Origin of the sequence: Proteiniphilum sp., assembly GCF_034331125.1 — a bacterium.
GTDB classification, from domain to species: Bacteria; Bacteroidota; Bacteroidia; order Bacteroidales; family Dysgonomonadaceae; genus Proteiniphilum; species Proteiniphilum saccharofermentans.
In genome coordinates this window covers 32,315-58,256 of the sequence record NZ_JAXQGC010000048.1, presented here as the reverse complement: position 1 = coordinate 58,256, position 25,942 = coordinate 32,315, and the positions used below count along the sequence as shown (strand labels likewise).

Below are 25,942 nucleotides of genomic sequence, written 5' to 3'. Positions count from 1 at the left end.
AAAGCCTTGCACTGAAAGTGCATAGTTTTAACTAACGAACTTGAAAAATAAAAATGATCCGACAATATTTCAAACAGGCGTGGGAACTGATAAGGCAAAATAAACTCTTCAGTATTATTTACGTTGCCGGAACAGCGCTGGCGATTTCTATGGTAATGGTAATTGCCATCTTTTTCTATCTGAAAACAGGTAATATTTACCCCGAACTGGAACGAAACAGATTGTTATTCGTAAAGATGGCTCAAATAACCCCCAAAGACACTACCGAAAGGTCAAATGCAAGTGCATTCCTATCGTTACAGACAGTAAAAAACTGTTTTTACAATCTTCAATCGGCCGAAGTGGCAACGGCAACACTCTTTACCTATAAAGAGAACTATAAGGTACATACATTGGGGAGTACAATAGACAAAAAGGTATATGTAAAATATACAGATGCAAATTTCTGGAAGGTATTTCAATTTCGTTTTTTACAAGGTAAACCGTTTTCACAGGAAGAATTCGATTCTGCCATTCCATCCGTGGTAATCTCGGAAAGCCTTTCACAGCATCTTTTTCCCAATGGTCAGGCAATCGGAGAATATTTTATCATGAATGAAAAAGAGTACCATGTAAACGGTGTGGTTAAAGATGCATCTTACCTACTTTCGGAATCATTCGCCCATATCTGGCTACCTTATACACTGCACCCAAATCATACGGAAACTTTTGCTCAAGAAGGTATCCTGGGTTTTTTCTCAGTAGTCATTCTTATGAAAAATTCCGGCGATACCCGAAGAGTAAGTGAAGAAATCCATACCAGCCTACAACGATACAGCTCCAATCTTACACACAATATCGACTTATTGGGACAACCCGACAATGTTTTGGCAAGCTCTTTTCGTATGGGAAACAGTCCATTGGATATCAATGATATTTTTCAGAAATTCGTTTTCGTATTACTGATTTTTATGTTGGTGCCTGCAATTAACCTGTCGGGATTAAACAGTAGCCGTATGGAAAAGCGTTTGGCTGAAATGGGGGTACGCAAAGCCTTTGGTGCGCCAAATAGCACGCTGTTAAACCATATCCTTATCGAAAACTTCCTGCTCACACTTATCGGGGCGTTTGTCGGCTTGCTGATATCTTATCTACTGATAACGGTTTTCAGTGATATGTTGCTCAGTGGACTCTCTATCCTATCATCAGATATAGAGACTGTTACCGGAAGCACATCGGGTATAACCCCGGGAATGCTTATCAATTTCACAGTTTTTTCCCAGGCATTCGTGGCAGCACTCATTGTCAACACCTTATCAGCCATTATTCCGGCTTACCGGTTTACAAAAAAGAACATTACCGACTCATTAAGCGAGAACTACACAAATTGAAGTCTGAAAAATATGATACAACATATATTAAAACAAATCTGGACACAACGCCGCCGCAATGGCTGGATCTTCAGTGAATTATTATTAGTTTTCGTACTGTGCTGGTATATTGCGGATTATGCTTTTGTAATGGTACATAACCGGATGATCCCGAATGGATACGATATCACCGATACCTGGCAAATCGTATCTGGAAAGAATATAAATGACAGCACACGTTCCGATTTCGACCGTTTTCTTGATAAAGTCAAACGGTTTCCGGGAGTGCAACATATTTTTGCCACATCGGACTGGGGTGTTACCCCTTTCGGTGGCTCATATACCGGATATCAGATACAACGTGACTCAACATCCACAGGCTATAATGTACAGACCAAAAGAATTGGATCAAACAGTTATTTCGATGTATTTAATATTCATTCAATCAATACGAAACAACCGGCACGGTTATTTTTATCGGACTATAACACGGTCATGCTTACTCAAAACCTGGCAGAATCGTTATTCGGGGAAGAAAGCCCTATAGGCAAAACTGTCTATTTTCACAATAAGACATACCGGGTTACCGATGTAGTAGAAAACCAAAAACGGTTCGACTATTCTCAACCGGGCAATGTGATTTTTTATCCCGATGATCTGAACGAGATGTCATCTCCGGAAATATCTATCCGTACGGGCAGTAATTTTTCCCTGGAGCAATTTAAACGCGAAGTATCATCAGATATAAAATCTTATCGCGCTATACAACGTGCACAGGAGTTTGAGTGGGGAATTACCAAAGAGGTGCGGATAAGAAACGGTGTAATGATTTTCTTCCTGCTCAATATCGCACTGGGAGTTATCGGTACATTCTGGTTCCGTAATCAGACGCGGCGCAGCGAAATAGGGTTGCGCATGGCAATGGGGAGCAGCCACAGGCAAATTCAAACTCAGTATCTTATAGAAGCCTTATTGATATTGACACTAGCTACAATTCCTGCCGTCTTCATCAATATAGTTATTTTGCAGGCAGATCTTATTAAAACGTTGGGGCAGGAAGTAACCAACAGCGGCTATATTACGGCCAACAAATGGCTTCGCTTTCTGATAACAAACGGAATTACCTATATACTGCTTGCCACTATTGTGGCTTTCAGTGCATGGATCCCCGCCCGGCAAGCGTCGAAAGTACATCCGGTGGAAGCATTGAGGGATGAATAGCGGATATGGAACGGTGGAAAGTAGGAAGGAATGAAATCATATTTTTAGTGTAAAAAAACTGGTGGAATACACGCAACTAAAGCAGAGACTGTCCGAATTCGAACTCTGAGTGTTCGTTTTCGGACAGTCCCGTTTTCATTATACACTAACACACAGAAGGTTATATTTTTGGCACATACTTTGTCTATAGACAAACGAATTCGACACAACGAAAATCTTATGCAAAAAATAACTTTCATCACTTTACTTGTTTTATTCTCTCTGGCAACGGGGACGTCAGCACAGCAGGTGCTGACACTCTCCGAAGCCGTAGAAATGGCACGACGGCAATCAGTGGATGCAGCAGTAGCACTTAATGAATTAAAAACATCCTATTGGGAATATCGTACCTACCGGGCAGATCTGCTGCCCGAAGTGAATTTTTCCGCTACCCTCCCTGATTATCGCCGAAGCTATAATCTGTACCAGAGTGAAGACGGCACCTATAAATTTGTCAGAACCAATTCACTGGGTATAACAGGAGATGTCTCCATCGACCAGAATATCTGGCTGACAGGCGGGAAGTTGTCACTCAATACATCATTGCAATATATCGATCCGCTGAATACCAGCGGAGCCAACCGATACTATATGAGTGTACCGGTGGGAGTCACATACTCCCAGCCTATCTTCGGTGTAAATAGCATGAAATGGAAACGGCGCATTGAACCCATCCGGTATAATGAAGCGAAAGCGGCTTACCTGGAAAATGTGGAGATCATCACACTCCGCACCATCACCTACTATTTCCAACTACTGCTGGCAAAAGAAAACCTACATATTGCCGAACAAAACAAGAAAAACGCCGACCGTATTTACGAGATTGCACAGGCACGCCGTAAAATGGGACAGATATCAGAAAACGAACTGCTGCAATTAGAACTTTCGGCCCTGAAAGCAGCATCAAATCTCACCAAAGAACAGTCGGCCCTCAACGGTGCGATGTTCCGCCTGCGGTCGTTTTTAGGATTAAGCGAAACCGATACCATCGATCCGGTTATCCCGGAAATGGTGCAATATCCCGTGATCAGTTATCACGAGGTACTGGAAAAAGCACAACAGAACAACCCGCTTGCACAAAATATCCGTCGCCGTCAGTTGGAAGCAGATTACGAAGTAGCGAAAGCCAAAGGGGCACAACGGGAGATAGATCTGTTCGCTTCAATAGGTTATACCGGACAGGATCAGGTACTCCGCGCAGCATATCAGAACCTGATGGATTATCAGGTAGTGCAGGTAGGAGTGAAGATTCCTATTCTGGATTGGGGAAAACGCAAAGGGCGCGTAAAAGTAGCGGAATCTAACCGCGATGTGATCGCCTCACGCCTCAAACAGGAACAGATGGATTTCAATCAGGATATTTTCCTGCTGGTGGAACAATACAATCACCAGACGGAACAGTTACGTATTGCCCGGGAAGCCGATGAGATTGCGCAAAAACGTTATAACACATCGGTCGAGTCATTCATGATCGGAAAAATCAACACACTCGACCTGAATGATGCACAACTCTCAAAAGACAATGCCCGCGCCAACTATGTCTCAGAAATGCACCTATACTGGTATTACCTCTATCAACTGCGGAGCCTTACATTATACGACTTTGAGAAAGGAGTAAATATGGATGCGGAGTTTGAACGACTGATAAGAGAATAAAAAATAGTAATTTTGCGCTTATGATGATCCTGATAATTGACGATGATGCGATTGTACGTTCTTCACTTTCATTACTGTTGAAACGTGCAGGTTATGAAACCGAAGCGCTAACTTCTCCCGAAGCGGCGCTGGAATTCATACGCCATACTCCACCCGATCTGATGCTTATGGATATGAATTTCTCATTGACGACCAAGGGTGAAGAGGGATTGGAATTGCTGCAGAAAGTCCAGGTTTTTTGTCCAAGGGTACCGGTAATACTGATCACGGCATGGGGATCTATCTCGCTAGCCGTGCGTGGAATGAAGGCCGGGGCTTTCGACTTTATCACCAAACCGTGGGATAACCGCCATCTGCTAAAATCGATAGAAACAGCACTCGAACTGAAAACGCGAAAAATGACCTCCGGCTCGCCACAAACCCGCCGCGAACTGGATAGTCAATACGATTTCTCTTCGATCATCGGTCAATCAAAGGCATTGGTCGATGTGCTCTCCACCGTAGCCCGTATCGCCGATACCAACGCATCGGTATTGATCACGGGAGAAAGCGGAACAGGTAAAGAGTTGATAGCAGAGGCAATTCACAAAAACAGCTCACGAAAAAAACAGCGATTCGTGAAAGTCAATCTGGGAGGTGTATCGCAAAGTCTTTTCGAAAGTGAGATGTTTGGACACCGCAAAGGGGCATTCACAGATGCACATGCCGACCGTACCGGACGCTTCGAACTGGCCGATAAGGGAACCATCTTTCTCGATGAGATCGGCGAACTCGACACCACCTGTCAGGTGAAACTTCTACGTGTATTACAGGACCAGACCTTCGAAGTGCTGGGCGACAGCAATCCCCGGAAAGTGGATGTGCGTGTGGTTAGCGCTACCAATGCCGATTTGCAGCAAATGGTGCGAGATAAGACCTTCAGGGAAGATCTCTTCTACCGCATCAACCTTATTCAAATCCATTTACCGGCTCTGCGTGAGCGTAAAGAGGACATCCCCTTGCTGGCACAATTTTTTGCCGACCGACAATCGACACAAAACAGGCTGCCATCAGTATCATTTACTCCCGAGGCATTCGAATTGCTCCAAATCTTGCCTTTCCCCGGAAATATCCGGGAGTTGAAGAACTTAGTGGAGCGTACCATACTTGTCAGTGGAAAGAGTCGTATTCAGGCAGATGATCTGCAAAACCAGACATCTATGCAGGAAATATCTCCGGCAGCCCACGGCACAATTCAGGGTATGACGTTAGACAATCTGGAAGCGCAGACCATCCGCAATGCTATCGAGCAACACAACGGTAATCTGTCAAAAGCCGCCCGTACATTAGGGATAAGCAGAACCGCCCTTTATCGGCGTATTGAGAAATACGGGTTGTGAAAATGATATAATGATTCGGAGATGTGATGGTGTGATGATTAAAAGATTGAGTGATTTAAATCTGAATTAGTAATCGACGTAGTCAATTAACAATAGGTGTAAGCCAAATCTTGATTCTTGAATCTTGAATCTTGAATTTGGAATTTAAAATATGAAATTGAGAGTATACTTCTATATCCTGGTATTTTTATTGCTGTTGATCTTCGGGTTCACACTCTACGAAAACCTGCATACATTGTCGTGGAAAACAGTAACCTTAGAAGGACTCATTCTGGTGGCACTGGTATATCTGGCTGTTTTCTACCGGAAAACGGTACGCCCGCTGCAAACGATCAGTAGCGGAATGGATCTGCTCCGGGAACAGGATTTCAGTTCCAAACTCCGGGAGGTGGGACAATATGAAGCGGACAGAGTCGTCGCTATTTTCAATAAGATGATGACACAATTGAAGAACGAACGTCTCCAGCTCAGGGAGCAGAACGAATTTCTCGACCTGCTCATCTCCGCTTCCCCCATGGGTGTCATCGTACTAAACTATGATCATCAGATCACCGACCTGAATCCTACGGCAGTTAAACTACTGGATCTGGATAATGCAGATGAAATAAAAGGTAAAAAACTCTCCGAAATAAAGGGATCGGTACCGATCGACCTTTCGGAAATCCCCATGCACGAAACCCGTTCTATAGGCTTAAGTAACGGTACCGTATATAAATGTACGCTGGAATCGTTCGTCGACCGGGGATTCCCTCGTCCGTTCTATTTAATCGAGGGTCTTACCGAGGAGGTACGCAGAGCCGAGAAGAAAGCATACGAAAAAGTGATCCGTATGATATCGCATGAGGTGAACAATACCACTGCGGGGATCACCTCTACCCTCGATACTGTGATCGAGGAACTGGCGTCTCTTTCCGAAGCGCAGGATATGCGCCAGGCCATGCAAATTTGCGTGGAGAGGTGCTACGGGATGAGCCGCTTTATTACCAACTTCGCAGATGTGGTAAAGATTCCGAAAGCGGAGCGGGAACCTGTCGACCTGAACCGGTTAATCGGCAACCTGACGCGTTTTATGGAAGTGATGTGCCACAACAGGAATATTCAACTCACTTTTCAACCCGATGAAAACCTCCAACCGGTATTACTCGACACATCACTGTTTGAGCAGGTGTTGCTTAATATCATCAAGAACTCGGTAGAAAGTATTGAAGAAGGGGGAAAAATAGTCATCACCACAGGTTCGCAACCGCGAACACTGGTCGTGGCGGATAACGGCAAAGGAATCAGTAAGGAGATCGAGAAAAAGATATTTAATCCCTTCTTTTCCAGTAAACCCCAGGGACAAGGAATCGGGCTGCTTTTTATCCGCGAAGTACTTACCCAGCACGACTTCCAGTACTCTCTCCGCACTTATCCCGACGGATGGACCCGGTTTATTATCCGATTCGATTAAAGATATCTATATCTTGTTTATAACTCCAGATTCCGGCAATGTAAATTATTTTATTCTCTATAAAATATAATACTGTAAAACGTCCTTGAGAGATTACTTCCGCTTAATGTCACCATGCTGAATACCTCTCCCCTTCTCAAAATCTTCTTCTGCCTCATTTAATCTTTGCTCTAATTCTTCCAAAGAATATGTACACGGAGATCCCGAAGTTAAACGTTGATAAAGTTTTTCAAGACTATCCAAAATAGTCTCATCGGTTCTATCATCCAAGATATCTTTTATAAGTTTTATTTTTAGTTCAAGTACTGCTACCATCATTATATTTCTGGTTTTATAAAGCTCAAAATTAGGGTAAAAGATTCAAAGCACAAAGTTATAATATCACTTTTATGGTTGGCTTATTGTCCAATCATAAGAGAAGTAGATATACCAAGAGACATCTTTCAAAGAGAACTTTTCATATACTAATTAAAAGTGGTATATTTACAAATCGTATAATATATGGCTAATAGCAAAGAGCAGAATGTATTTATAAATCAGAAAAATTTCTAGTAATGGCAGACATTACTCAAATATTAGACATACTCAATACTTCACCAAGTGTCGAATTGCTGCGTTTACGAAATAGAGAAATGATTATTACTTTTCTTGTGGAAATATTTTCAGACCAGCAAGGGGGTATTCCGTCGGAAAACATTCATGTCAATTTAGCCGATTTTCTGGAAGAAAACGAAATTGAGAATGACGAAGAGAATGAGATTAGCACATTTGACACCTATGAGACCAAAGCTAAAAAATACATTCTTAACTGGACAAACAAAGGATTCTTGACAAATTACGCTGACGAACGGGGAGAAATTTTCTATGAACTTTCCACGCATTCAAGTAAAACCATAGATTGGTTGGCAAGTCTGAAAAAAGAAGAATTTGTAGGTACTGAATCAAAATTCAACACTATTCTGAATCAGTTAGAGGAACTGGTTGAGTTTACCAATGAGGATACTGAAAAACGTATTGAATTATTGGAAAAAAAGAAATTGGAAATCGAACAGCAAATACAGCGTATTAAAATTGGCGAAGACATAAAAGTGTTTGAAGAATTTGAAATCGTTCCTCGTTTCAATCAGCTCAATCAATCTGCCAAAGAGTTACTGTCGGACTTCAAAGAGGTAGAAGACAATTTCAAAGAGATAACCAAAGGCATTTACCAAAAACACGCTGATGGGAGTCTGACAAAAAGCGATATTCTGGAATTTACTTTCGATGCACTTGAGGAGTTGAAAGAGAGTCAGCAAGGCAAGAGTTTCTACGCTTTTTGGTCATTCATATTAAATCCAGAGTTACAGCACAAATGGGATAGATTAACCAAAGAATTGTATAGAACATTACAAGAAAAATCTATCCCGGTTAACGATCCTTTTCTGAAAGGGATGAAGAAACATTTACATAGTTCAGGACAAAAAGTATATAAGGCCAATGATAAAATGGCGGATAAATTGAGCCGCATTATCCGTGAAAGCGAAACTTCAAAATCAGAAGCTACAAAAAATGTCATTCAGGAAATAAAAAAACAACTGATTACAATCAGTAAGACAAGGAGAAAGCCTGATATTTCCTTTGAGTTAGAGACTGAAATGGATGTCAATATACCATTTGAAAGAAAAATAACGCTTGAACAAAAAGAAGAAATCATATATGTGCAGAAACCTCAAATTGCAGACGAAGAGATTTATTCTTCCAATCATTTCAACAAATTATTTTCTCAATTAAACATTGACCGGGAATTACTCCGGAGAAGAATTAAGGATGTGTTGAAAGAAAGATCTCAAACAACGCTTTTAGATGTAGTTGAATTTCATGGAGGAATTGAAAAGGGTTTACCAGAGTTATTGGCATATATGAGTATTGTAAAAGAATTTAAACATGCAATCAACCCGGATAAAACTCAGGGTATTGTTTTTGATATTGAGAACAAAAAACAAATCAGAATCCCCGAAATTATTTTGACCAAATGAACAGCTTAGAAAAAAATATCAAACCGTATAGCAAGGCAATCGCAAAATTACTTAGATCTTCGATCATAGAGAGAAATTCAGAGATATTATGGAATGATATACTTAATTATCAAACCGAAATTCAAGATTACATCAGCCTGATTGGTTTGGAACTCATCGTGAAAAAAGATGACGGTTTTGCTTATGTAAAACAATTTGAAGATAGTGAAGGCAATACGCTCGGCTTAGTTACAAGAAGTCGAATAGGATTTGAAACATCAATCATACTCGTGGTTTTACGACAAAGCTTAGAAGATTTTGACAGCAATCCAATACAGTTGGCAACGGAAAAATTTATTACGAATATAGAAATCAAGGAGGAATTGGAACTCTTTCTACAAGAAGGGTACAACAAGCTAAAATTCCAGAAGGATCTGGATAAATATATCCGACAGGTCACAGAATTAGGTTACCTGAAAGTTGTCAGCGAAAAAGACAACGAAACGAGATACCAAATTCATCGAATTATCAAAGAGAAAATTACGCTCGATGAATTATATAGTTTTCAAACAAAACTGAAAGAATATGTTGAGTCTATTTAGCACAAGTTCTGACGATGCAGGTTTCAGGCTCCAATATATGGAAGTTTTTAATTGGGGAACATTCGACCAGCATATTTTTAGAATAAACCCTCAGGGCAATAATTCATTATTGACAGGTGCCAATGCATCGGGAAAAAGCACCTATATAGATGCGCTACTGACCTTAATGGTTCCAATTAAAAAAGATCGCTTTTACAATCAGTCATCAGCCGCTGTTAAAAAAGGCGACCGTACGGAAGAGACATACGTACTGGGCCATTATGGGACCATTCTGGAAGAAGGAAAAAGTTCGATTTCTAAGCAAATGCTGCGTGATACAAGCACATATTCAGTCATTCTTGCATCCTTTTCAAACACCGATCAAAAGAAAATCACCTTGTTTCAAGTACGCTGGTTTTCAAACAATGAATTAAAGAAACAATTTGGAGTTGCCCACGTTCCGCTTGAAATAGGGAAAGATTTTACTCAATTTGACAGGTATGGAAACTGGAAAAAACGTTTAGATAGGACTTATAATGCGAACTCATCCAAAAAAAGAATTGAGTTTGTCGACAGTGCGGCAGCTTATGCCACAAGAATATCCGGCTTATTCGGAATGCGTTCTGACAAAGCATTGAGTCTATTTAATCAGATTGTGGGTGTAAAGGTGCTGGAAGATTTAGACCTGTTCATCCGGACGAATATGCTGGAAGAATTAGATGCCGAATCGGAATTTATTCAACTCAAAGAAAGTTTCCTGACCTTAATGGACGCCAAGACCAATATTGAAAAAGCCAAAGAACAAATCAAACAACTGACTCCCATCAATGAAATTGCAATCAAGCTGGACAAGATTCAGGAAGATTTACAGTTATTGAATACCTCTAAAGATACGGCAATATTTTGGTTTGCAAAGAAAGCAACAGAATTAGGTGAGAAGGAATTAGAAAAATGCAAGGAGAAATTACAACAGTTGAATCAGGAGATAGCAGAATTGCGGAGGGAAGAAGATGAATTAAAACAAGAGGAAAGAAGTATTTCTATTGCTATTGAGAGAGATGAAGTTGGAAGCAAGATCAAAGATTTAGAAAAAGAAATCAAGCAGTTGGAACAAAAACGGGATAACAGAAAAACAAAGATCGATGATTACAATAAAATTGCTCAAAGCATCAAATTAAGTACGAACCCTAATGAAGAAACCTTCATGGAAACTAGAGAAAAAGCCAAACAGTTAAAACAAAACACACAACTAAAGATTGAAGAGGAAAATGATAATCTCCGGACGTTAAAAAACAAAGAAGATGAATTATCACAGTTAACGGAAGATTTAGTAAATACAATTCAAACGCTACAAAAAAACAAAAACAATATTGCCGGCCGTGAAGCCGAAATACGAAATGAAATTATTGAACATATCGGTGCAAGCAAAGAAGAAATTCCATTTATTGGAGAATTAATCAGGGTGAAAGAAGATGAATTGGCATGGGAGTCGTCTATTGAAAAAGTGCTTCACAACTTTGCCTTACGTATGATTGTGCCTACAAAATATTATTCAAAAGTAAACCAATATGTAAACAATCATAATTTAAGAGGCCGAATTCGTTATGACAAGTACGAAGGACAGGATTATTTAAGTAATTTTCGGCATAAGAATATCAACGAAAACTCCCTTCTAAATAAAATTGAGATAAAGCCAAAAACGGAATTCTACGGTTGGATTGAAAATTATTTAGAATCACAATTTGATTTTGTTTGTGTCGATACACTCTCTGAATTCGAACGTTATTCAGAAATGGCCATCACCCAAAACGGACTGATAAAATTCAAAAGAGGAAGACACGAAAAAGATGATCGTCCACATATTATTAGAAAAGAAAATTATGTCTTAGGATGGGATAATAAAGAAAAAATAGCTGTTTTAAGAAAAGAGTTGACCAATTTACAAAGTCAGCAAACTGAAAACAGAAAAGCCATTGTCAATAAAAATACCGAAATAAAAAATTTAGGGATCTACAAAGACGAATGTCATAACTTATTTTCAAAATACGAGAAATACGATGATATAGACTGGCAATCATACGCCAAAGAAATACAGAGAAAAAGAGAAGAGAAAGAGGCTTTAGAAAAGACCAACGACAGGGTTAAACAGTTACAAACACAATTGCAAAAAGTACAAGGTGATTTAAAACAACTGTCGGAAATCGATATAAAAAATAAGGACAGAGAGATTTTCCAAACTGAAGGAGAACAAAAGAGTATCGAGAAAACAATCAATGACAATAAAGCGATCATTGGAGCTTTGGGCAATATCGACATTTTACTATTCGAAACTCAAAATCCTGATCTGTTAAACATTGAATATGCAAATCTTGAAACTGAACGTACAAATTTCCAAGTAAAAAAATCAAGAGAAATATCAGAATTGGATAGACAAAAGCGCTCGAACGAAGACGATGTAAAAATCAAAATCAATGCATTCAAGCAACCATCAGAAGAAATTACCAATAAATTCAAGGATTGGCGTTCAGACGTAAATTCACTTCCCGATTCAATTAATCTGGAATTTATCAGCGAATACCAGAAACTTTTGGAGAGATTGGAAAAGGACAATCTCCCAAAATTTGAAAAGAAATTCAACGACTATCTGGAAGAGACTATAACCAATAAAGTGGGCGACTTCAGGATGTTTTTTGAAAACTGGTCGGATTCGATCAAGGAAAATATCAGACATCTGAATGATTCTTTGAGTGAAATAGACTTCAAAAACAATCCGAAGACATATATTCAGCTTATTGCTTCACCAAAAAAGAATAATGAAGTACTGGAATTCAGAAAACTTTTGGCAGCAGCAGTACCCAATATATATCAGATGAATGCTTCCATTGAAGGAAAGAAGCACCATTTTAATGAAAATATTCAGCCTTTTATTGAAAGATTAGATAAGGAAGAATGGCGTAAGGAAGTTATGGACGTTCGCTCCTGGTTCAATTATAAAGCCGAAGAATTTTACAAGGAGAACCAACAAAAATTTAAAACCTATGAAAATATGGGACAGCTTTCAGGCGGCGAAAAAGCTCAACTAACATACACGATTTTAGGTTCTGCGATAGCTTATCAGTTTGGTTTAACAAAAGAGGGACTACAAAGCAACTCTTTCCGTTTTATCGCGATCGATGAAGCATTCAAGGCACAGGACGAGGATAAGGCCCGATATCTGATAACATTATGCAAGCAACTCCATCTTCAGTTGTTGGTTGTTACTCCAAGTGACAATATTCATATCGTTGAAAACGACATTTCATTCGTACATTATGTGGAGCGTAAGGAAGAAAGACATTCATGGCTATATGACATGCCGATTGAACAATTCAAAGAAGAAAAAGATAAGTATCTGAATAAATGATTACACCGCAGCAAATAAAAAACAAAGCTGAAAGGAAATACATTTCTTTTCTACAAGATTTGGTTAAGAATATGCCATTCTCAAAATTGGTTATCCGTGGAGACAAGTCTTACACCAAATCTTCATTATCTGAATTTGAAAGAGAGATACAACTAATCGTCAGCCATTCCAAAGAGAAAAAGGGGTTTGGTTACACAGTTAAATTCCAAAGGGTTAAAACAAAGCACTTAGGCATACAAGACTTACCTGAATCAATCTACTTTGAAACTGAAAAAGATTTCTTGAAGTTTTTGGGAAAGGAAAGAGAAGTCGAATTGTTCAAAGCCAATATGGAGAAAATCATGAATACCTTTCCCGAATTAAAAGAATGGGTATTCAAATATCCTTCAAGAGTAATTGATTACCAATCCGAATGGATAAATATTCTCAAAGTGTGTCAATATTTCAGACAAAATCCCAGACCCAACCTATATATAAGGGAATTACCGATAAATGTACACACAAAATTCGTCGAAAACCTTCAAGGTGTAATCAGAGATTTGCTGGACGTTCTCATTCCTGAAAGTATCAACGCCGAAGAAAAACAATTTGAAAAAAGATTCAACCTGAAATATGCCGAACCTCAAATCCGATTCAAAGTTCTTGACAAAGAAATCAGTGAAAAGTGCTTTTCTGGAGTCGATGATATGGCTATTCCTGTGAGCCAATTTCGAACGCTTGACTTGCCAATTGGCAGAGTAATTGTTTTGGAGAATAAAACAACATTCTATACAGCATTGACACTTCCTGAAATGCATAAAACAATTGCATTGTTCGGAAGTGGATTTAGCGTCTCTAATCTAAAGGTTATTAAGTGGTTTTCAGACAAAGAACTAATCTATTGGGGGGACATAGATGTGCAAGGATTTGAAATTTTGTCGCAATTCAGAAGTTACTATCCTAGTGCAAAAAGTATTTTCATGGACAAAAAAACATTTGAAAAATTCTTCGAAAATGACAGTGGAACACCGACAAATGTTTTTGCAAAACTTAATCTGACAGATGAAGAACAACAGCTTTACGATATTTTAAAAATAAACAACTGGCGGCTCGAACAAGAGAAAATTCCATTTGATTATGTAAACGAATATTTCAAAATAAGATCTATTTCATAGCATAAAAATCACTATATTTGTATTTCATGTTACTAACTATTCAACCAGATAGAATACTCAAATAAAGAGTTTGACAGAATACAATTAATGAATAAATATATGACAACAAGAATTGAAATAAAGAATTTTAAGTCAATTAAATATATTGCTCTTGAGGATTGTAAAAGGATAAACCTTCTAATCGGAAAGCCGAATGTAGGAAAGAGTAATATATTAGAGGCGTTGGCTACATTTAGTTTACCTTATGCTCGGTATATAAATAATAAATCTCTCCAACAATTTATCCGTTGTGAAAATGAATCGGATTTATTCTATAACGGTGATATGTCCAAAGATGTAGAAATCCATACGGATTCTGATAAGTTTGTTTTTCGCTCAAATAAAACAAGCCATATCTCTCGTTTAAATGGATTTCTAAATGAAAAATCGGTTGTGGAATTAACCGGACTGAGAATTAAGCAGACAGGAGTCGAAATGCCTAATAAGGGTGTAAGAAGTTATTTTTTTCCAACACCTTTTCAATTTGAAAATACAGGTGTTAAGTTCCTACAACCGATCACCGGATGTAATCTTTCTTCTGTGTTACAATCATTGGAAAGTACAAAGAAAGAGATTTTAGATATTGTAGCTTTGTATGGATTTACACTTTCCTTTGATCAATCAAGTCAGCAAATAAAACTACTCAAAACTGTTTCAGACGGTAGTATTTATCTTGTTCCATTTAATTCTATTGCTGATACTTTGCAGAGAATAATGTTTTATAAAACAGCTATCGATAGTAATGAAAATGCTATTTTAACATTTGAAGAACCCGAAGCTCATTCTTATCCTCCTTACATTTCTAAAATAACAACTGACATTATTCATTCAGAAACGAATCAATTCTTTATAACGACACATAGTCCTTATGTTCTTAATGAATTTCTGGAAAACAAAAAAGAAGATTTAGCAATTTATCTTATTGATTTTAAAGGTGGAGAAACAACAGTAAAAGGTTTGTCTGAAAAAGAAATAGATAAAGTATATCGGTTTGGCGTGGATTTATTTTTTAATGCAGAAATATTTTTGAATAAATGAATGGGCTCACAATTATACCGGAATGTTATCTAGATACCTGTCTTACGGAGACAATTACGTGGTGTTTTGACCAGTTCAATCACCAAAAAGGTTGTGGAACAGTTATCAAGAAAATGAAAGAAAAGTTTAACGACAGTTTTGCTGTGGGAGTTATTGATAAAGACAAACGAGAAGTTCCTTATATGCAAGAATTTGAATTAATTGTTTCTCATGAATCTTTGTTTCTGTATAAACATAGCACAAACCATCATTATATAATTCAAATAAGTCCTGCTATTGAAAAGTTTTTCTTAAAAGCTGCAAATGAAATGGGCGTTGATATTACAATAGAATATGGACTTCCTACAGATATATACGCTCTTACAAAAATAACAAAGCAGGTGTCTGGTAAAAATGAAAATGCTTTCAAGACTTTTAAGAAACTCTTTACGCAAATTTCTGATGCCACAGAATTTCGCAGATTAGCTGAACTAATTAAGTATCTAGGCAACAATACATATAATGTCAATATTGAAGAATTAAAAAGAATTTTTGCCTAAGTAGGCAACCAGATTACCGCCATCTTAAAACCAATGAAAAATGAAATATGCCGTCAACAACAAACTTGTTCCACGAATCGGATTACTTTGATAAAAAACGTAATATGATCACACGGCAAGGGTATCGAGCATCTTATTGAGGTTAAGGCTGCGGGCCGAAGCGTCGAATATTTTGCGGTATTCTCCGTTCAGTTTATAGAGCGATTCATGTGATCCGGTTTCTACTAAGCGTCCGTCCTTTAACACATGGATCACGTCGGCATCGATGATCTGCGATAGCGAGTGTGAAATAATCACCACGGTACGTCCCTCCTTAATGGCATCGAGGCTCATTTTAATATGCTCTGTAGCTATCGCGTCGAGACTGGCAGTAGGTTCATCGAGAAAGATCACGGGTGGATTCTTCAGGAACAGCCGGGCAATGGCAATTCGTTGCTGTTGGCCGCCGCTCAGATTAAAAGCATCGGTATCGTAACCCTCCGGAAGTAAAAGTACCTGTTCATGAAGGAAAGCCCTTTTCGAAGCTTCGATCACCTCTTCCCGTGTAGCGTCGAGTTTCCCGTAAAGGATATTGTCGTAGATTGTTCCTTTAAAGATATGATTCTTTTGCAGCACCAGACCTATATTATTCCGCAACGAACCATTCTCATAGTCTTCCAGGTTGATCCCGTCCAACAGGATATTTCCACTATCGGGTTTATAAAATTTACAGAGAAGATTGATGAGTGTGCTCTTACCGGCACCGCTCAATCCTACGATGGCGGTGGTCTTTCCTTTTTCAAGGGAAAGATTTATATCCGAAAGCGCCTGCTTTCCGTTAGGATAGGTGAAGGTGACATCACGTACTTCAAACTGCCCCTGCACATTCCCGGCCCTGATATCACCTCCGAGTTCCACTGCATCGTCGTTGGCAAGCACTTCAAAAAAACCGTCGGCATAGATCAGGGCGTCGTTGACCTGGTCGTAGATACGATGTAACTGGCTAATAGGCGCCGATACGTTGCGGAAGAGCATGATATGCATCATAATGGCACCGATTCCCATCTGTCCGTCAAGTACAAGAAAGACGGTCAGAATGATGATGAGTACTACCCCGATCTGTTGGATAAACGATTTCAGGCTCTCATAGACATAGCTTGTCCGACGGGTCTGTAACTGGTTGTTCAGCATCTCCATTTGTACGTCGTATTGCTTCTTCCCTTCCGGTTCTTCGCGTACAAAACTCTTGATCACCGTGATGGAATCGATAATATTGATCAGCCCGTGATTCTTACGCTCCCGCTGCCCACGCAACTGGATACGCCATCCTTTCAGGCGGCCTGCCTGTTTCTGGCTTACGTAGAAATAGGCCGGCATGATGATCGTTGCCAGCAAACCCACATAAAGATTGGCGTTATACATCACCACAAGAGCGATAATGGCGGTAGAGAACAAGGGTAATATATCGAGGAAGAAGTTCTGCACCAACCCGATAAGGCTCTCTATTCCCCTGTTGATCCTGGTTTGCAGCAATCCGGTCTGATTCCCGGGTTCAGAGAAGAATGACATTTTGTAGCTGAGTATCCTCTCCACCGACGCCTGAGACAGGTCGCTCCCTACTTTGATACGAATTTTTTCACCAAAATATTTCTGTCCAAACTGGATACCAATATTCAACAACTCATTGGCCAACATAATGGCAGAAATAATCAGCAGCAATCTCATCCCATTCTGAAACGGATCGGGCTGCCGGAGTAAATCTTCCACACGGTTAATCGTTTCATTCACTAAAAGCGGATTTACCTGGGCGGCAAAAGATCCGACCAGTGTAAGAAATAGGGTTCCCGCTATCATCCCTCTATAGGGTTTCACAAAAGGAACCAGGTTCCGGAAAAGGGCTTTAAAAGATTGGGTGTAAGTTTCTTTATTAATCATTGGGAATTGGACTTTACAAAATTAAAAGGGTTTAACCTGTTTCGTTTCCTCTTTAAAACCTAGTTCTATTAAAATATATTTTACCGTCCCATTGTTACAATATCGCTCTTCAATTAATCATTAAATGTAAAAATCTCAATTTTGAGAATAATTTGCTACCTTTGAAACCAAAATACTTTCAATTACACATATCAGAGCAAGCAAGCCTGGTTCTTATAAGTATTTTTCGAGAAAGAGTAGATAAATAATTTCAAAGGTACCATTTCACAGCAATATGAATACTGAACAAAAAAATAACGTATTACTCTCCCTTGTACAGCTATTGGAGTTAAACAGGGGGAATATCAAAGAGGCCAATGAGGCGGATATGCAAGCCTTTCCCGGCATGGATGATTCCATGAAAGACCGACTTAAGGTGGATGATAAAAAGATCGATGGAATGATCCGCTCATTGGAAGAGGTTGCTTCCCAACCTGATCCGGAAGGGAGAATCCTCTATGAATTCGTACGGGAAGACAGACTGCGTATTGTCAACCAGACGGTACCATTCGGAACTATCCTGATCATTTACGAGTCGCGTCCTGACGTTACCATCGAAGCGGCAGCAACAGCATTCAAGGCGGGTAATAGGATCCTATTGAAGGGAGGTAAAGAGGCCCGTCAGACAAACATTCTGCTTACAGGGCTGTGGCAACAGGCACTCGACGGACAAAATGTCAATACGGATTGGGTACAATATCTGGACCTGTCCCGGGAGGAGACACAGAGCCTGATCAAGGAAAACAGCCACAGGGTGGATCTCATTATTCCCCGTGGCGGAGAAGGATTGATCCGGTTCGTACAGGAAAACGCTTCGGTGCCTGTTATTGTGAGTGGCAGAGGTAATAATTTTCTCTTTGTGGATGACAACTCCGATTTCGGAATGGCTGTCCGGCTGGTGCTGAACGGCAAAAAACGTATCAGCGTATGTAACGCCATAGACAAGGTGCTGTTGCATAAAGGCCTCGATGAATTAGAAGAAAAACTGTCTTATCTGGTCACACATCTCTCGGGAAAAGGCATTGAGGTGTGGGGAGACAAAGACATAGCATCTCTATGCAACACCATTAAGATAGAAAACGATGCTGCCACACTCTGCGAAGAATACCTGGCTCCGAAACTATACCTCACTCTGGTAGACGGGATACAGGATGCCATCAATATGATCAACCGCTATTCTGGCGGACACACGGCAGTGATCGTCACCAACGACGCCACAAACACCACAGAATTTATGCAACAGGTAGATTGTGCTGCGGTATATCACAATGCTTCGTCGCGTTTCACCGACGGCGGACAGTTTGGAGTTGGTGCTGAGATCGCCATCAGTACCCAAAAACTCCATTTCCGTGGGCCACTGGGTGCCCAGGAATTGGTAACAAACAAATGGTTTGTGTATGGAAACGGGCAGATAAGAGAGTGAAAAATGAAAAGTGAAAAATGAAGAATTAAAAGTGAAAAAGAAACTAATCATTAAAATAGGTACGTCTACGTTAACGGCCGGAACAAATAGGATATCATTCGCGGTGATCGAGAGTTTGGCACGACAGATCGTGGAACTAAAAAAAGAATATGATATCGTAATCGTCTCATCAGGCGCGATTGCAACAGCGAGACAATTTGTAGAGATCAACGGGTTCAATAAACATGTCGATTCCAAACAGGCGCTCGCGGCTATCGGACAAACAAAACTAATGGAACTGTACGACAATATTTTCAGTACATTCGGACTGAATATCGCACAGATACTATTGACTTATCGTGATTTCGAGAATCCGGTAGCCAACGAAAATACCCGCAACACCATAAAACGACTCTGGCAGGTTGATTATATCCCTATTGTAAATGAGAATGATACCGTTTCCATCGAAGAGATAGTGCTGGGGGATAACGACAAACTTTCGGCATTGGTATCTGTCATTACTGAGGCAGATCTGCTTGTCCTTGTCTCCGATATCGATGGTATTTTCAATCGGAACCCTCATCTACATGCCGATGCACAATTGATCGCCGAAGTCACCGATTTAGATTCCATCAAAGAATTTATCGAAGAGAAAGAGTCCCTCCTCGGAACCGGCGGCATGTCGTCTAAAGTACATGCTGCTGAAATTTGTATGCAACACAATGTTGAAATGTGGATCGTGAACGGACAACGTGCCAATTACATCATCAATGCTATGGGTGATCGTATCCCCTTTACACGATTCGGGAAAAAGGTGGGAAAGTGAAGAGTGATTAGATAAATATGCCAATGAGAGAAGGAGGATAGGTTGATTTGATGACACTTTTAGTTTTTAATTTTTCACTTTTAATTTATTAATTTATTAATGAGCGTGAAACATGGTTTTATAGGCTTCGGCAATCTGGCCAAAGCGGTTTATCAGGGCTTAAAAGAGGAAGAAGGGATTGAGTTCGCCTACTACGCCAGAAGCCGGAGAGAAATAGATATACCCTATTATGAAAGGATGGATGATCTGGTTGCCTTTGCAGATGTGATCTGGCTGATGGTAAAACCACAGGATTTGTCCGCTGTGCTGGAGCAACTGAAGCCGCTCAACAGAGCCGGCAATACCATCGTCTCCCCCGTTGCCGGCAGAAATATAGCTTTCATTGAACGTTATCTGGGTAAAGAGCAACTGATCGTGCGCATCATGCCCAATCTGGCAATGGCTTACCGTAAATCGGTGACTGCTTTCGCCACCAATCAGCCCGGGAACCGGAATGCAACAGAAATTTTCAACCTGCTGAAAAAATTGGGGAAAGCTGTACAATTGGAAGAGAGCGGCTTCGACCTGTTCACCGCAGTCTTCGGAAGTGGCCCCGCTTTTATCCTCTCCTTTATTCAAATTTTCAAGGATAAAATGCAGGAATTCAATCTCCCGGGATCACTTCTCGACGAACTCCTGTTGGAACTTACGCAGGGAACCACCCTCTATTTCACCCAAAATCAAAAAAACTACAGCATAGAACAGTTGATACAGAATATCACCAGTAAGGGCGGAACGACCCAGGCCGGTCTCGATTACTCCCGTACGCATGAAATAGGGAAACACTTCGAAGGGATACTCGATGCAGCGAGAAACCGGTCGGAGGAGATGAGTAAAAATGGAGATTGAATGGAGAAGACAAGTATCCAATACAATATCATGAATATGCTCTCTTCTCCCTCATTGAATAAGAGGGATATTGTATCCATCCTGAAAATGGATACAAGGGAAGGGATGGATGCCTTGCAATCGTTGGCCATGGAGGTCAAACAGGAAAGGGTTAACCGAATAGTCTATTTCCGTGGGCTGATAGAATTCTCAAACCAATGCCGAAAAAACTGTTTTTATTGCGGATTAAGAAAGGCGAACAAAGGGGTAAACCGTTTTCGCCTCTCTGAGGAAGAAATTCTCAAGGCAGCTGACTTTGCCCATGAAAACCGCTATGGGTCGTTAGTCCTACAATCCGGAGAAGACCAAAGCGAAGATTTTACAGATTTTGTTTGCAGGGTTGTAAAACAAATCAAATCGAGATACGACCTGGGCATTACCTTATCGTGCGGTGAGCAGAGTGAGGAGACCTACCACCGTTTCTTTGAAAGTGGAGCGCACCGTTATCTTCTGCGCATAGAGACCGCTTCTCCTGATTTATATGAAAAGTGGCATCCGGAAGATGGTAAACATCGGTTCGTAACTCGCCTGAATTGCCTGAAATCATTAAAAGAAATCGGGTTTCAAGTGGGTTCAGGAAGTATGGTGGGTGTACCTTATCAGACCTATGAAGATATCGCGGGTGATATTCTTTTCCTGCGAGACATGAGAGTGGACATGATGGGAATAGGCCCTTTCATCGAACATTCAGCTACCCCATTCTACCGGAGTGAAGCTTATTCCATACGACAGGAAGAGCGGCTAGGCCTCACATTAAGAATGATTGCAATTCTGAGAATATTACTCAAAGATGTCAATATCGCTTCCACCACCGCCATGCAGGTACTCGACAAATTCGGACGTGAAAAGGGTTTACTCTTTGGAGCCAATGTGATTATGCCGAATCTCACACCTCTCATCCATAGAAAAGACTACCTCCTTTATGAAGATAAACCATGCCTCAACGAAGATGCCTCTCAATGTAATAATTGCCTTGAAGCACGTATAGCCTCTGTAGGTGAAACGATCGGATACGGAGAGTGGGGGGATCCGTTACATTTTTTCCGGCGCACCAAGACATCTTAGTTCATTGGCACATTGACTTATTTCTCCGCTTTGGCCTTATAGGCAATAGCGTAAAAACGGATTTGTTTGATTACCGAGAGTAATCCGTTAGAGCGCGTTGGTGAAAGATGTTCGGTAAGTCCGATCTCTTTCATAAAGCGCAAATCGGTATTGATAATTTCATCGGGGGTACGTCCGTTAAATACCCGTAGTACCAGTGCTAGCAATCCCTTCACTATGATGGCGTCACTTTCCGCCTGGAACCAAAGCTTTCCGTCACGATAATCGGTCTGCAACCAAACACGGCTTTGACATCCCTCAATAATATTCTCGGGGATTTTATATTTTTCATCGATCGGTTGCAGAGCGTTTCCTTGTTCAATAATAACGGCATATTTATCCATCCAGTCATCGTAGATGCTGAACTCATCAATAATTTCCTGTTGTACTTCGTCTATCGTTTGTATCATGTTCCTTTTTCTGTATAAATCACTTCCATTACTGTCTGTCCGGCTGCTTTAAGGCTGCCCCTGTCAATATTGCGCATATCATCTCTATGGGTATGCCAATGTGAAGCAAACCCCGTATGTGTATCAGTTTTCAGATTGATTATATTGATGCTTGGAGCCCGCTGGTGTTGGTTCACCGACAGATGATCATCGGTGATATACCCCCCGTTCTGTGGCAGGAAGTAATTGCCATGTCCCAACTTAGCTGCGGTGCTCCACACTTTGTCTAATATGTTCGGTGCATACTTCATAGAATAACCCTCTTTCAGAAAAGTTGCATTTGCAGCGCCGACCATATCCAGTAAAATACCATAATCCGCTTTGTAATTCTCCACATGCGGTTGCTCCGACCAATATCGAGAACCGAGACACCACCACTCTCCCTGCACCCAATCGGTATCGAAAGAGGGTTGCCCCCAATCTTCCAGGTCGAAAAAGATAATATCAACTCCCACCTCCACCGGGTATTGCTGCAGATTACGGGCTATTTCGAGCAGTGTCCCTACCCCACTTGCCCCATCATCGGCACCGGCAATAGGTTGTTGTTGCCTGCCGGCATCCGATTCTTCATCGGCAAAGGGCCGCGTATCCCAATGGGCAAAAAGTAAAATTCTTTTCTCCTTTTCAGGATAATAACTCCCTATGATATTGCGTAACGTCAGATTTTTACCGTCGTAGTGAGTGATATCCGCCTTTTGTTCTGTCACTTGTGCACCAAACTCGGTTAGTTTTGCCGCTAAGTAATCTCCACAGGCCTGATGTGCCGTCGTGCCGGGTACTCTGGAGCCAAAAGCTAACTGTTTCTCCACGAAGGAATAGGCACTATCGGCGTTGAAATCCGGAGAAATTTGGAGGTACGGTTCCGTCACAACCGTGTACTTACTCGATTGACAAGAATTACACGATATGGAAAACATCACTCCGGCTATCAATAAAATCAACAGGAAAAAATTACCCGCTCGTTGCATATTTTATTTTAAGTAAATCAACTAATCATTACTGATTCTTCTGATAAGAAAAATTCGAAATCCCTATATTCTGATAAGTCTCTCTCAACGCCTCTTCATTGTCGGAGATAACCAACAATTTATCTCCTGCATGCAGTTCGGTCTGTCCGGTCGGCACAAAAAATTGTTCACCTCTTTTCACCATAACCACCAGAGTCTTATCCGGCAAAGGCATCTCTATCAGATTCTTACCATACTTCAAAGTCTCATCGGTGATCAATATCTCCGTCATAGCCGACTTGATCTCTTCTGCAAATTCCACGTCGAAATCCTCCAACGCTTTATGTTTTTGCGGTTTTTCAGCCAGATTCAACCATCTTGCCACCATTGGAAGAGAAGTACCCTGTACAAGGAGCGAGACAATAGTAATCACAAAAACCATATTAAATATCCATCGTGAGTCCGGGATTCCCGCAGCCAGCGGTAGAATGGCAAAGATGATAGGTACCGCTCCCCTTAGGCCTACCCATGAAATATAAAGATTATCCCTGAAACCTATTTTACGAAATGGCAGAAGAGTAAGAAACACTGTCAGCGGACGTCCGATAAAGATCAGGAAAGCGGAGATGATAAGGGCAGGTACAATTACCTCAATGAGTTCACCGGGATTGACAAGCAATCCGAGGGTAAGGAAGAGCAATATCTGACTCATCCATGCTACCCCATCAATAAATTTCATGGAAGTCCGTTTATGGGAGAATTTGGCGTTTCCGATTACCAATCCGGCAATATATACGGCAAGGTATCCATTTCCTTTCAGGTAGTATGTGGCGGCAAAGATAAATATACCCAGCGTCAGTAAAAGAATGGGATAAAAAGAGCTGTTATCCATATGGATCCGGTTGATGATAGTCACCGCTCCTCTTCCCATTAAATACCCCATTCCACTTCCTACTACCAATTGGATTACAATAGTGAGTACCACCATGCCGATATTAGGATGTGTTCCCGACTGGATAATTCCCATAAACACGATGGTAAGCATATAGGCCATCGGGTCGTTACTACCACTCTCCAGCTCCAAAAGCGGGCGCAGGTTATTCTTAAGCGATAATCCTTTGGACCGCAATATACCGAACACCGATGCTGAGTCGGTTGATGAAAAGGTAGACGAGAGCAGCATCGCCGTCAACAGGCTGATCCCCAGGGAAGGGAACATATGTCCTGACAACCAGAAAGTGAATAATCCGGTAAGAATAGCGGTTATAAGCACCCCTAAGGTCGCGAGCATTACTCCGGGCCAGATGACCGGCCTGATTTCAGAAAACTTGGTATCCAATCCACCGGAAAAAAGGATCACGGTCAAACAGATCGTGCCGATCGTCTGTGCGGTCTGCACATTTTCAAAGACCAGACCAAATCCATCAGATCCGAAAACCATTCCTACTGCAAGGAAAAGCAATAATATGGGAACACCAAAACGGTGGCCTGCTTTCCCAATCAACATACTTATAAAAAATAGGACAGATCCTACCAATAATAATAATTCAGGGCTTATCGTCATCTTATATTAGGTTTTACTGTATGAATGAAATAAATTCTTCTCCAACTCCCAACGTGGCCATCCCCCCCATGATCAGTGGGAAATTCAGTTTGACATGTCCCACCGGGAAATTGAAACAGAGAGGGAAATCATACTCACTGACCGCCTCTCTGATAGACTCTTGTAATGGAGAATACATTTGACTATCCTCTTCGTAACCGGTGAACTGGCCGACAATCAATCCACTGATTCTCTCAAATATACCTGCAAGTTTCAGGTGGTATATCATCCTGTCTACACGATAGGGGGTTTCACCAATATCTTCTATGAAGAGTATACCTCCACGGGGGATTCTGACATATTTAGAACCCAATAAGCCGCAAAAAACCGATAGATTTCCCCCAAACAATTTCCCTGTAGCTTCTCCCTTTCTATTTAAAAGAGAACTTTTCTCTCCCACAGGAATCCGGTATTCCGGTGACTGTCCTGCCAAAACAGTTTTTGTATAGCGTACCGCTATATCTTCGGCTCCTTCATCGGAAAAATGTTGAGCCATCGGCCCATGAAGAGAAGCTATGCCGTGAGTCTGCAGTGCAGCATGAAGTAGGGTTATATCACTATAACCGACAAGCCACTTTGGATTTCTTTTTATCCCCGAAAAATTGAGTTTTCCAAGCAGATGCGCAGTCCCGTAACCACCACGGGAACAAAGGATCAGTTTCACATCCGGATCGTCGAACGCTCTCTGCAGATCGGAAAGCCGTTGCGCTACCGAACCACTGAATCGCCCTGCATCGCACAAGGCGTTTTCACTGATCTCGGGACGGAGTCCCCAACCCTCCAGGACAGCGGCTGCATCCTGCACGACATATCCGTCAATTTTCCCGGCAGGGGAAAGGATGACGGCTCTATCGTTGAATTGCAGTGACGGCGGTCGCTTCATCTTGTT

The 25,942-nt window shown here is 40.9% G+C and carries 21 protein-coding genes; 15 read left to right on the top strand and 6 right to left on the bottom strand.

What is annotated here, in order from left to right; all coding sequences use genetic code 11:
* Positions 1–53: 53 nt before the first annotated feature.
* The 5 genes from U2P89_RS12040 to U2P89_RS12020 all read left to right on the top strand — a co-directional run bounded on the left by U2P89_RS12040 (position 54) and on the right by U2P89_RS12020 (position 7,094).
* Positions 54–1,370: an ABC transporter permease gene (locus tag U2P89_RS12040; RefSeq protein ID WP_322191504.1), complete on the top strand. Its 1,317-nt coding sequence runs from the start codon at positions 54–56 to the stop codon at positions 1,368–1,370.
* Between the two features lie 12 nt (positions 1,371–1,382).
* Complete coding sequence (locus U2P89_RS12035; RefSeq protein ID WP_322191503.1) at positions 1,383–2,570, top strand: ABC transporter permease; 1,188 nt, start codon at positions 1,383–1,385, stop codon at positions 2,568–2,570.
* A 219-nt stretch (positions 2,571–2,789) separates the two neighbouring features.
* Entirely contained in the window at positions 2,790–4,265 is a 1,476-nt protein-coding gene (locus U2P89_RS12030) for a TolC family protein (protein WP_322191502.1), read from the top strand.
* Positions 4,266–4,288: 23 nt separating this feature from the next.
* Complete coding sequence (locus U2P89_RS12025) at positions 4,289–5,644, top strand: sigma-54 dependent transcriptional regulator (protein ID WP_322191505.1); 1,356 nt, start codon at positions 4,289–4,291, stop codon at positions 5,642–5,644.
* A 151-nt stretch (positions 5,645–5,795) separates the two neighbouring features.
* On the top strand, positions 5,796–7,094 hold the full coding sequence (locus U2P89_RS12020; RefSeq protein ID WP_322191501.1) for a sensor histidine kinase: 1,299 nt from the start codon (positions 5,796–5,798) through the stop codon (positions 7,092–7,094).
* 93 nt (positions 7,095–7,187) lie between these two features.
* Here U2P89_RS12020 and U2P89_RS12015 read toward each other — a convergent pair whose 3' ends face one another.
* Positions 7,188–7,412: a hypothetical protein gene (locus U2P89_RS12015; RefSeq protein WP_092118259.1), complete on the bottom strand. Its 225-nt coding sequence runs from the start codon at positions 7,410–7,412 to the stop codon at positions 7,188–7,190.
* 236 nt (positions 7,413–7,648) lie between these two features.
* Here U2P89_RS12015 and U2P89_RS12010 point away from each other — a divergent pair, with 236 nt between their 5' ends.
* The 6 genes from U2P89_RS12010 (at position 7,649) to U2P89_RS11985 (ending at position 15,842) form a co-directional block, all read left to right on the top strand.
* Positions 7,649–9,109 carry a DUF3375 domain-containing protein gene (locus U2P89_RS12010; RefSeq protein ID WP_322191500.1) on the top strand — a complete coding sequence of 487 codons (1,461 nt, stop codon included), beginning with the start codon at positions 7,649–7,651 and terminating at the stop codon, positions 9,107–9,109.
* Complete coding sequence (locus tag U2P89_RS12005; RefSeq protein WP_091908487.1) at positions 9,106–9,690, top strand: DUF4194 domain-containing protein; 585 nt, start codon at positions 9,106–9,108, stop codon at positions 9,688–9,690. The genes U2P89_RS12010 and U2P89_RS12005 overlap by 4 nt, the downstream gene beginning before the upstream one ends.
* A gap of 37 nt (positions 9,691–9,727) precedes the next feature.
* Positions 9,728–13,072: an ATP-binding protein gene (locus U2P89_RS12000; RefSeq protein ID WP_322191499.1), complete on the top strand. Its 3,345-nt coding sequence runs from the start codon at positions 9,728–9,730 to the stop codon at positions 13,070–13,072.
* Positions 13,069–14,226: a Wadjet anti-phage system protein JetD domain-containing protein gene (locus tag U2P89_RS11995; RefSeq protein WP_092027881.1), complete on the top strand. Its 1,158-nt coding sequence runs from the start codon at positions 13,069–13,071 to the stop codon at positions 14,224–14,226. Before U2P89_RS12000 ends, U2P89_RS11995 begins: the two co-directional genes overlap by 4 nt.
* Positions 14,227–14,325: 99 nt before the next feature.
* The gene (locus U2P89_RS11990; RefSeq protein ID WP_322191498.1) at positions 14,326–15,303 is read left to right on the top strand and encodes an AAA family ATPase; all 978 of its coding nucleotides are present in this window, start codon (positions 14,326–14,328) and stop codon (positions 15,301–15,303) included.
* 113 nt (positions 15,304–15,416) lie between these two features.
* A complete protein-coding gene (locus tag U2P89_RS11985; RefSeq protein WP_139224047.1) occupies positions 15,417–15,842 on the top strand; it encodes a hypothetical protein in 426 nt (141 codons plus the stop codon).
* Between the two features lie 108 nt (positions 15,843–15,950).
* On the opposite strand, the gene U2P89_RS11980 is transcribed toward U2P89_RS11985, so the two are convergent.
* Entirely contained in the window at positions 15,951–17,756 is a 1,806-nt protein-coding gene (locus U2P89_RS11980; RefSeq protein WP_322191497.1) for an ABC transporter ATP-binding protein, read from the bottom strand.
* Positions 17,757–18,030: 274 nt separating this feature from the next.
* Between U2P89_RS11980 and U2P89_RS11975 the strand changes: the two genes are divergently transcribed.
* From U2P89_RS11975 to hydE, 4 genes are all read left to right on the top strand, one after another.
* The gene (locus U2P89_RS11975; RefSeq protein ID WP_092027666.1) at positions 18,031–19,218 is read left to right on the top strand and encodes a glutamate-5-semialdehyde dehydrogenase; all 1,188 of its coding nucleotides are present in this window, start codon (positions 18,031–18,033) and stop codon (positions 19,216–19,218) included.
* A gap of 31 nt (positions 19,219–19,249) precedes the next feature.
* Complete coding sequence (proB, locus tag U2P89_RS11970; RefSeq protein ID WP_175533580.1) at positions 19,250–20,023, top strand: glutamate 5-kinase; 774 nt, start codon at positions 19,250–19,252, stop codon at positions 20,021–20,023.
* Positions 20,024–20,122: 99 nt separating this feature from the next.
* Positions 20,123–20,911, top strand: a complete 789-nt coding sequence (locus U2P89_RS11965; protein ID WP_091908499.1) for a pyrroline-5-carboxylate reductase family protein — start codon at positions 20,123–20,125, stop codon at positions 20,909–20,911.
* The gene (gene hydE, locus U2P89_RS11960; RefSeq protein WP_313382107.1) at positions 20,912–22,015 is read left to right on the top strand and encodes a [FeFe] hydrogenase H-cluster radical SAM maturase HydE; all 1,104 of its coding nucleotides are present in this window, start codon (positions 20,912–20,914) and stop codon (positions 22,013–22,015) included.
* Positions 22,016–22,032: 17 nt separating this feature from the next.
* On the opposite strand, the gene U2P89_RS11955 is transcribed toward hydE, so the two are convergent.
* The 4 genes from U2P89_RS11955 to U2P89_RS11940 are packed head-to-tail and all read right to left on the bottom strand — an operon-like array spanning position 22,033 to position 25,936.
* Positions 22,033–22,464 carry a SufE family protein gene (locus U2P89_RS11955; protein ID WP_175456819.1) on the bottom strand — a complete coding sequence of 144 codons (432 nt, stop codon included), beginning with the start codon at positions 22,462–22,464 and terminating at the stop codon, positions 22,033–22,035.
* Positions 22,461–23,471, bottom strand: coding sequence for a M28 family peptidase (locus U2P89_RS11950; protein WP_091908501.1), 1,011 nt, complete (start codon positions 23,469–23,471; stop codon positions 22,461–22,463). The genes U2P89_RS11955 and U2P89_RS11950 overlap by 4 nt, the downstream gene beginning before the upstream one ends.
* A gap of 28 nt (positions 23,472–23,499) precedes the next feature.
* Complete coding sequence (locus U2P89_RS11945; RefSeq protein ID WP_091908503.1) at positions 23,500–25,014, bottom strand: potassium/proton antiporter; 1,515 nt, start codon at positions 25,012–25,014, stop codon at positions 23,500–23,502.
* 13 nt (positions 25,015–25,027) lie between these two features.
* Positions 25,028–25,936: a S66 peptidase family protein gene (locus U2P89_RS11940; RefSeq protein ID WP_091908505.1), complete on the bottom strand. Its 909-nt coding sequence runs from the start codon at positions 25,934–25,936 to the stop codon at positions 25,028–25,030.
* Positions 25,937–25,942 lie beyond the last annotated feature (6 nt).

Excerpts from the sequence above, each read along its gene's own strand:
- U2P89_RS12040 (WP_322191504.1), top strand. The coding sequence starts at position 54 with ATGATCCGACAATATTTCAAACAGGCGTGGGAACTGATAAGGCAAAAT.
- U2P89_RS12035 (WP_322191503.1), top strand. The coding sequence starts at position 1,383 with ATGATACAACATATATTAAAACAAATCTGGACACAACGCCGCCGCAAT.
- U2P89_RS12030 (WP_322191502.1), top strand. The coding sequence starts at position 2,790 with ATGCAAAAAATAACTTTCATCACTTTACTTGTTTTATTCTCTCTGGCA.
- U2P89_RS12025 (WP_322191505.1), top strand. The coding sequence starts at position 4,289 with ATGATCCTGATAATTGACGATGATGCGATTGTACGTTCTTCACTTTCA.
- U2P89_RS12020 (WP_322191501.1), top strand. The coding sequence starts at position 5,796 with ATGAAATTGAGAGTATACTTCTATATCCTGGTATTTTTATTGCTGTTG.
- U2P89_RS12015 (WP_092118259.1), bottom strand. The coding sequence starts at position 7,412 with ATGATGGTAGCAGTACTTGAACTAAAAATAAAACTTATAAAAGATATC.
- U2P89_RS12010 (WP_322191500.1), top strand. The coding sequence starts at position 7,649 with ATGGCAGACATTACTCAAATATTAGACATACTCAATACTTCACCAAGT.
- U2P89_RS12005 (WP_091908487.1), top strand. The coding sequence starts at position 9,106 with ATGAACAGCTTAGAAAAAAATATCAAACCGTATAGCAAGGCAATCGCA.
- U2P89_RS12000 (WP_322191499.1), top strand. The coding sequence starts at position 9,728 with ATGGAAGTTTTTAATTGGGGAACATTCGACCAGCATATTTTTAGAATA.
- U2P89_RS11995 (WP_092027881.1), top strand. The coding sequence starts at position 13,069 with ATGATTACACCGCAGCAAATAAAAAACAAAGCTGAAAGGAAATACATT.
- U2P89_RS11990 (WP_322191498.1), top strand. The coding sequence starts at position 14,326 with ATGACAACAAGAATTGAAATAAAGAATTTTAAGTCAATTAAATATATT.
- U2P89_RS11985 (WP_139224047.1), top strand. The coding sequence starts at position 15,417 with ATGAAAGAAAAGTTTAACGACAGTTTTGCTGTGGGAGTTATTGATAAA.
- U2P89_RS11980 (WP_322191497.1), bottom strand. The coding sequence starts at position 17,756 with ATGATTAATAAAGAAACTTACACCCAATCTTTTAAAGCCCTTTTCCGG.
- U2P89_RS11975 (WP_092027666.1), top strand. The coding sequence starts at position 18,031 with ATGAATACTGAACAAAAAAATAACGTATTACTCTCCCTTGTACAGCTA.
- U2P89_RS11965 (WP_091908499.1), top strand. The coding sequence starts at position 20,123 with ATGAGCGTGAAACATGGTTTTATAGGCTTCGGCAATCTGGCCAAAGCG.
- hydE (WP_313382107.1), top strand. The coding sequence starts at position 20,912 with ATGGAGAAGACAAGTATCCAATACAATATCATGAATATGCTCTCTTCT.
- U2P89_RS11955 (WP_175456819.1), bottom strand. The coding sequence starts at position 22,464 with ATGATACAAACGATAGACGAAGTACAACAGGAAATTATTGATGAGTTC.
- U2P89_RS11950 (WP_091908501.1), bottom strand. The coding sequence starts at position 23,471 with ATGCAACGAGCGGGTAATTTTTTCCTGTTGATTTTATTGATAGCCGGA.
- U2P89_RS11945 (WP_091908503.1), bottom strand. The coding sequence starts at position 25,014 with ATGACGATAAGCCCTGAATTATTATTATTGGTAGGATCTGTCCTATTT.
- U2P89_RS11940 (WP_091908505.1), bottom strand. The coding sequence starts at position 25,936 with ATGAAGCGACCGCCGTCACTGCAATTCAACGATAGAGCCGTCATCCTT.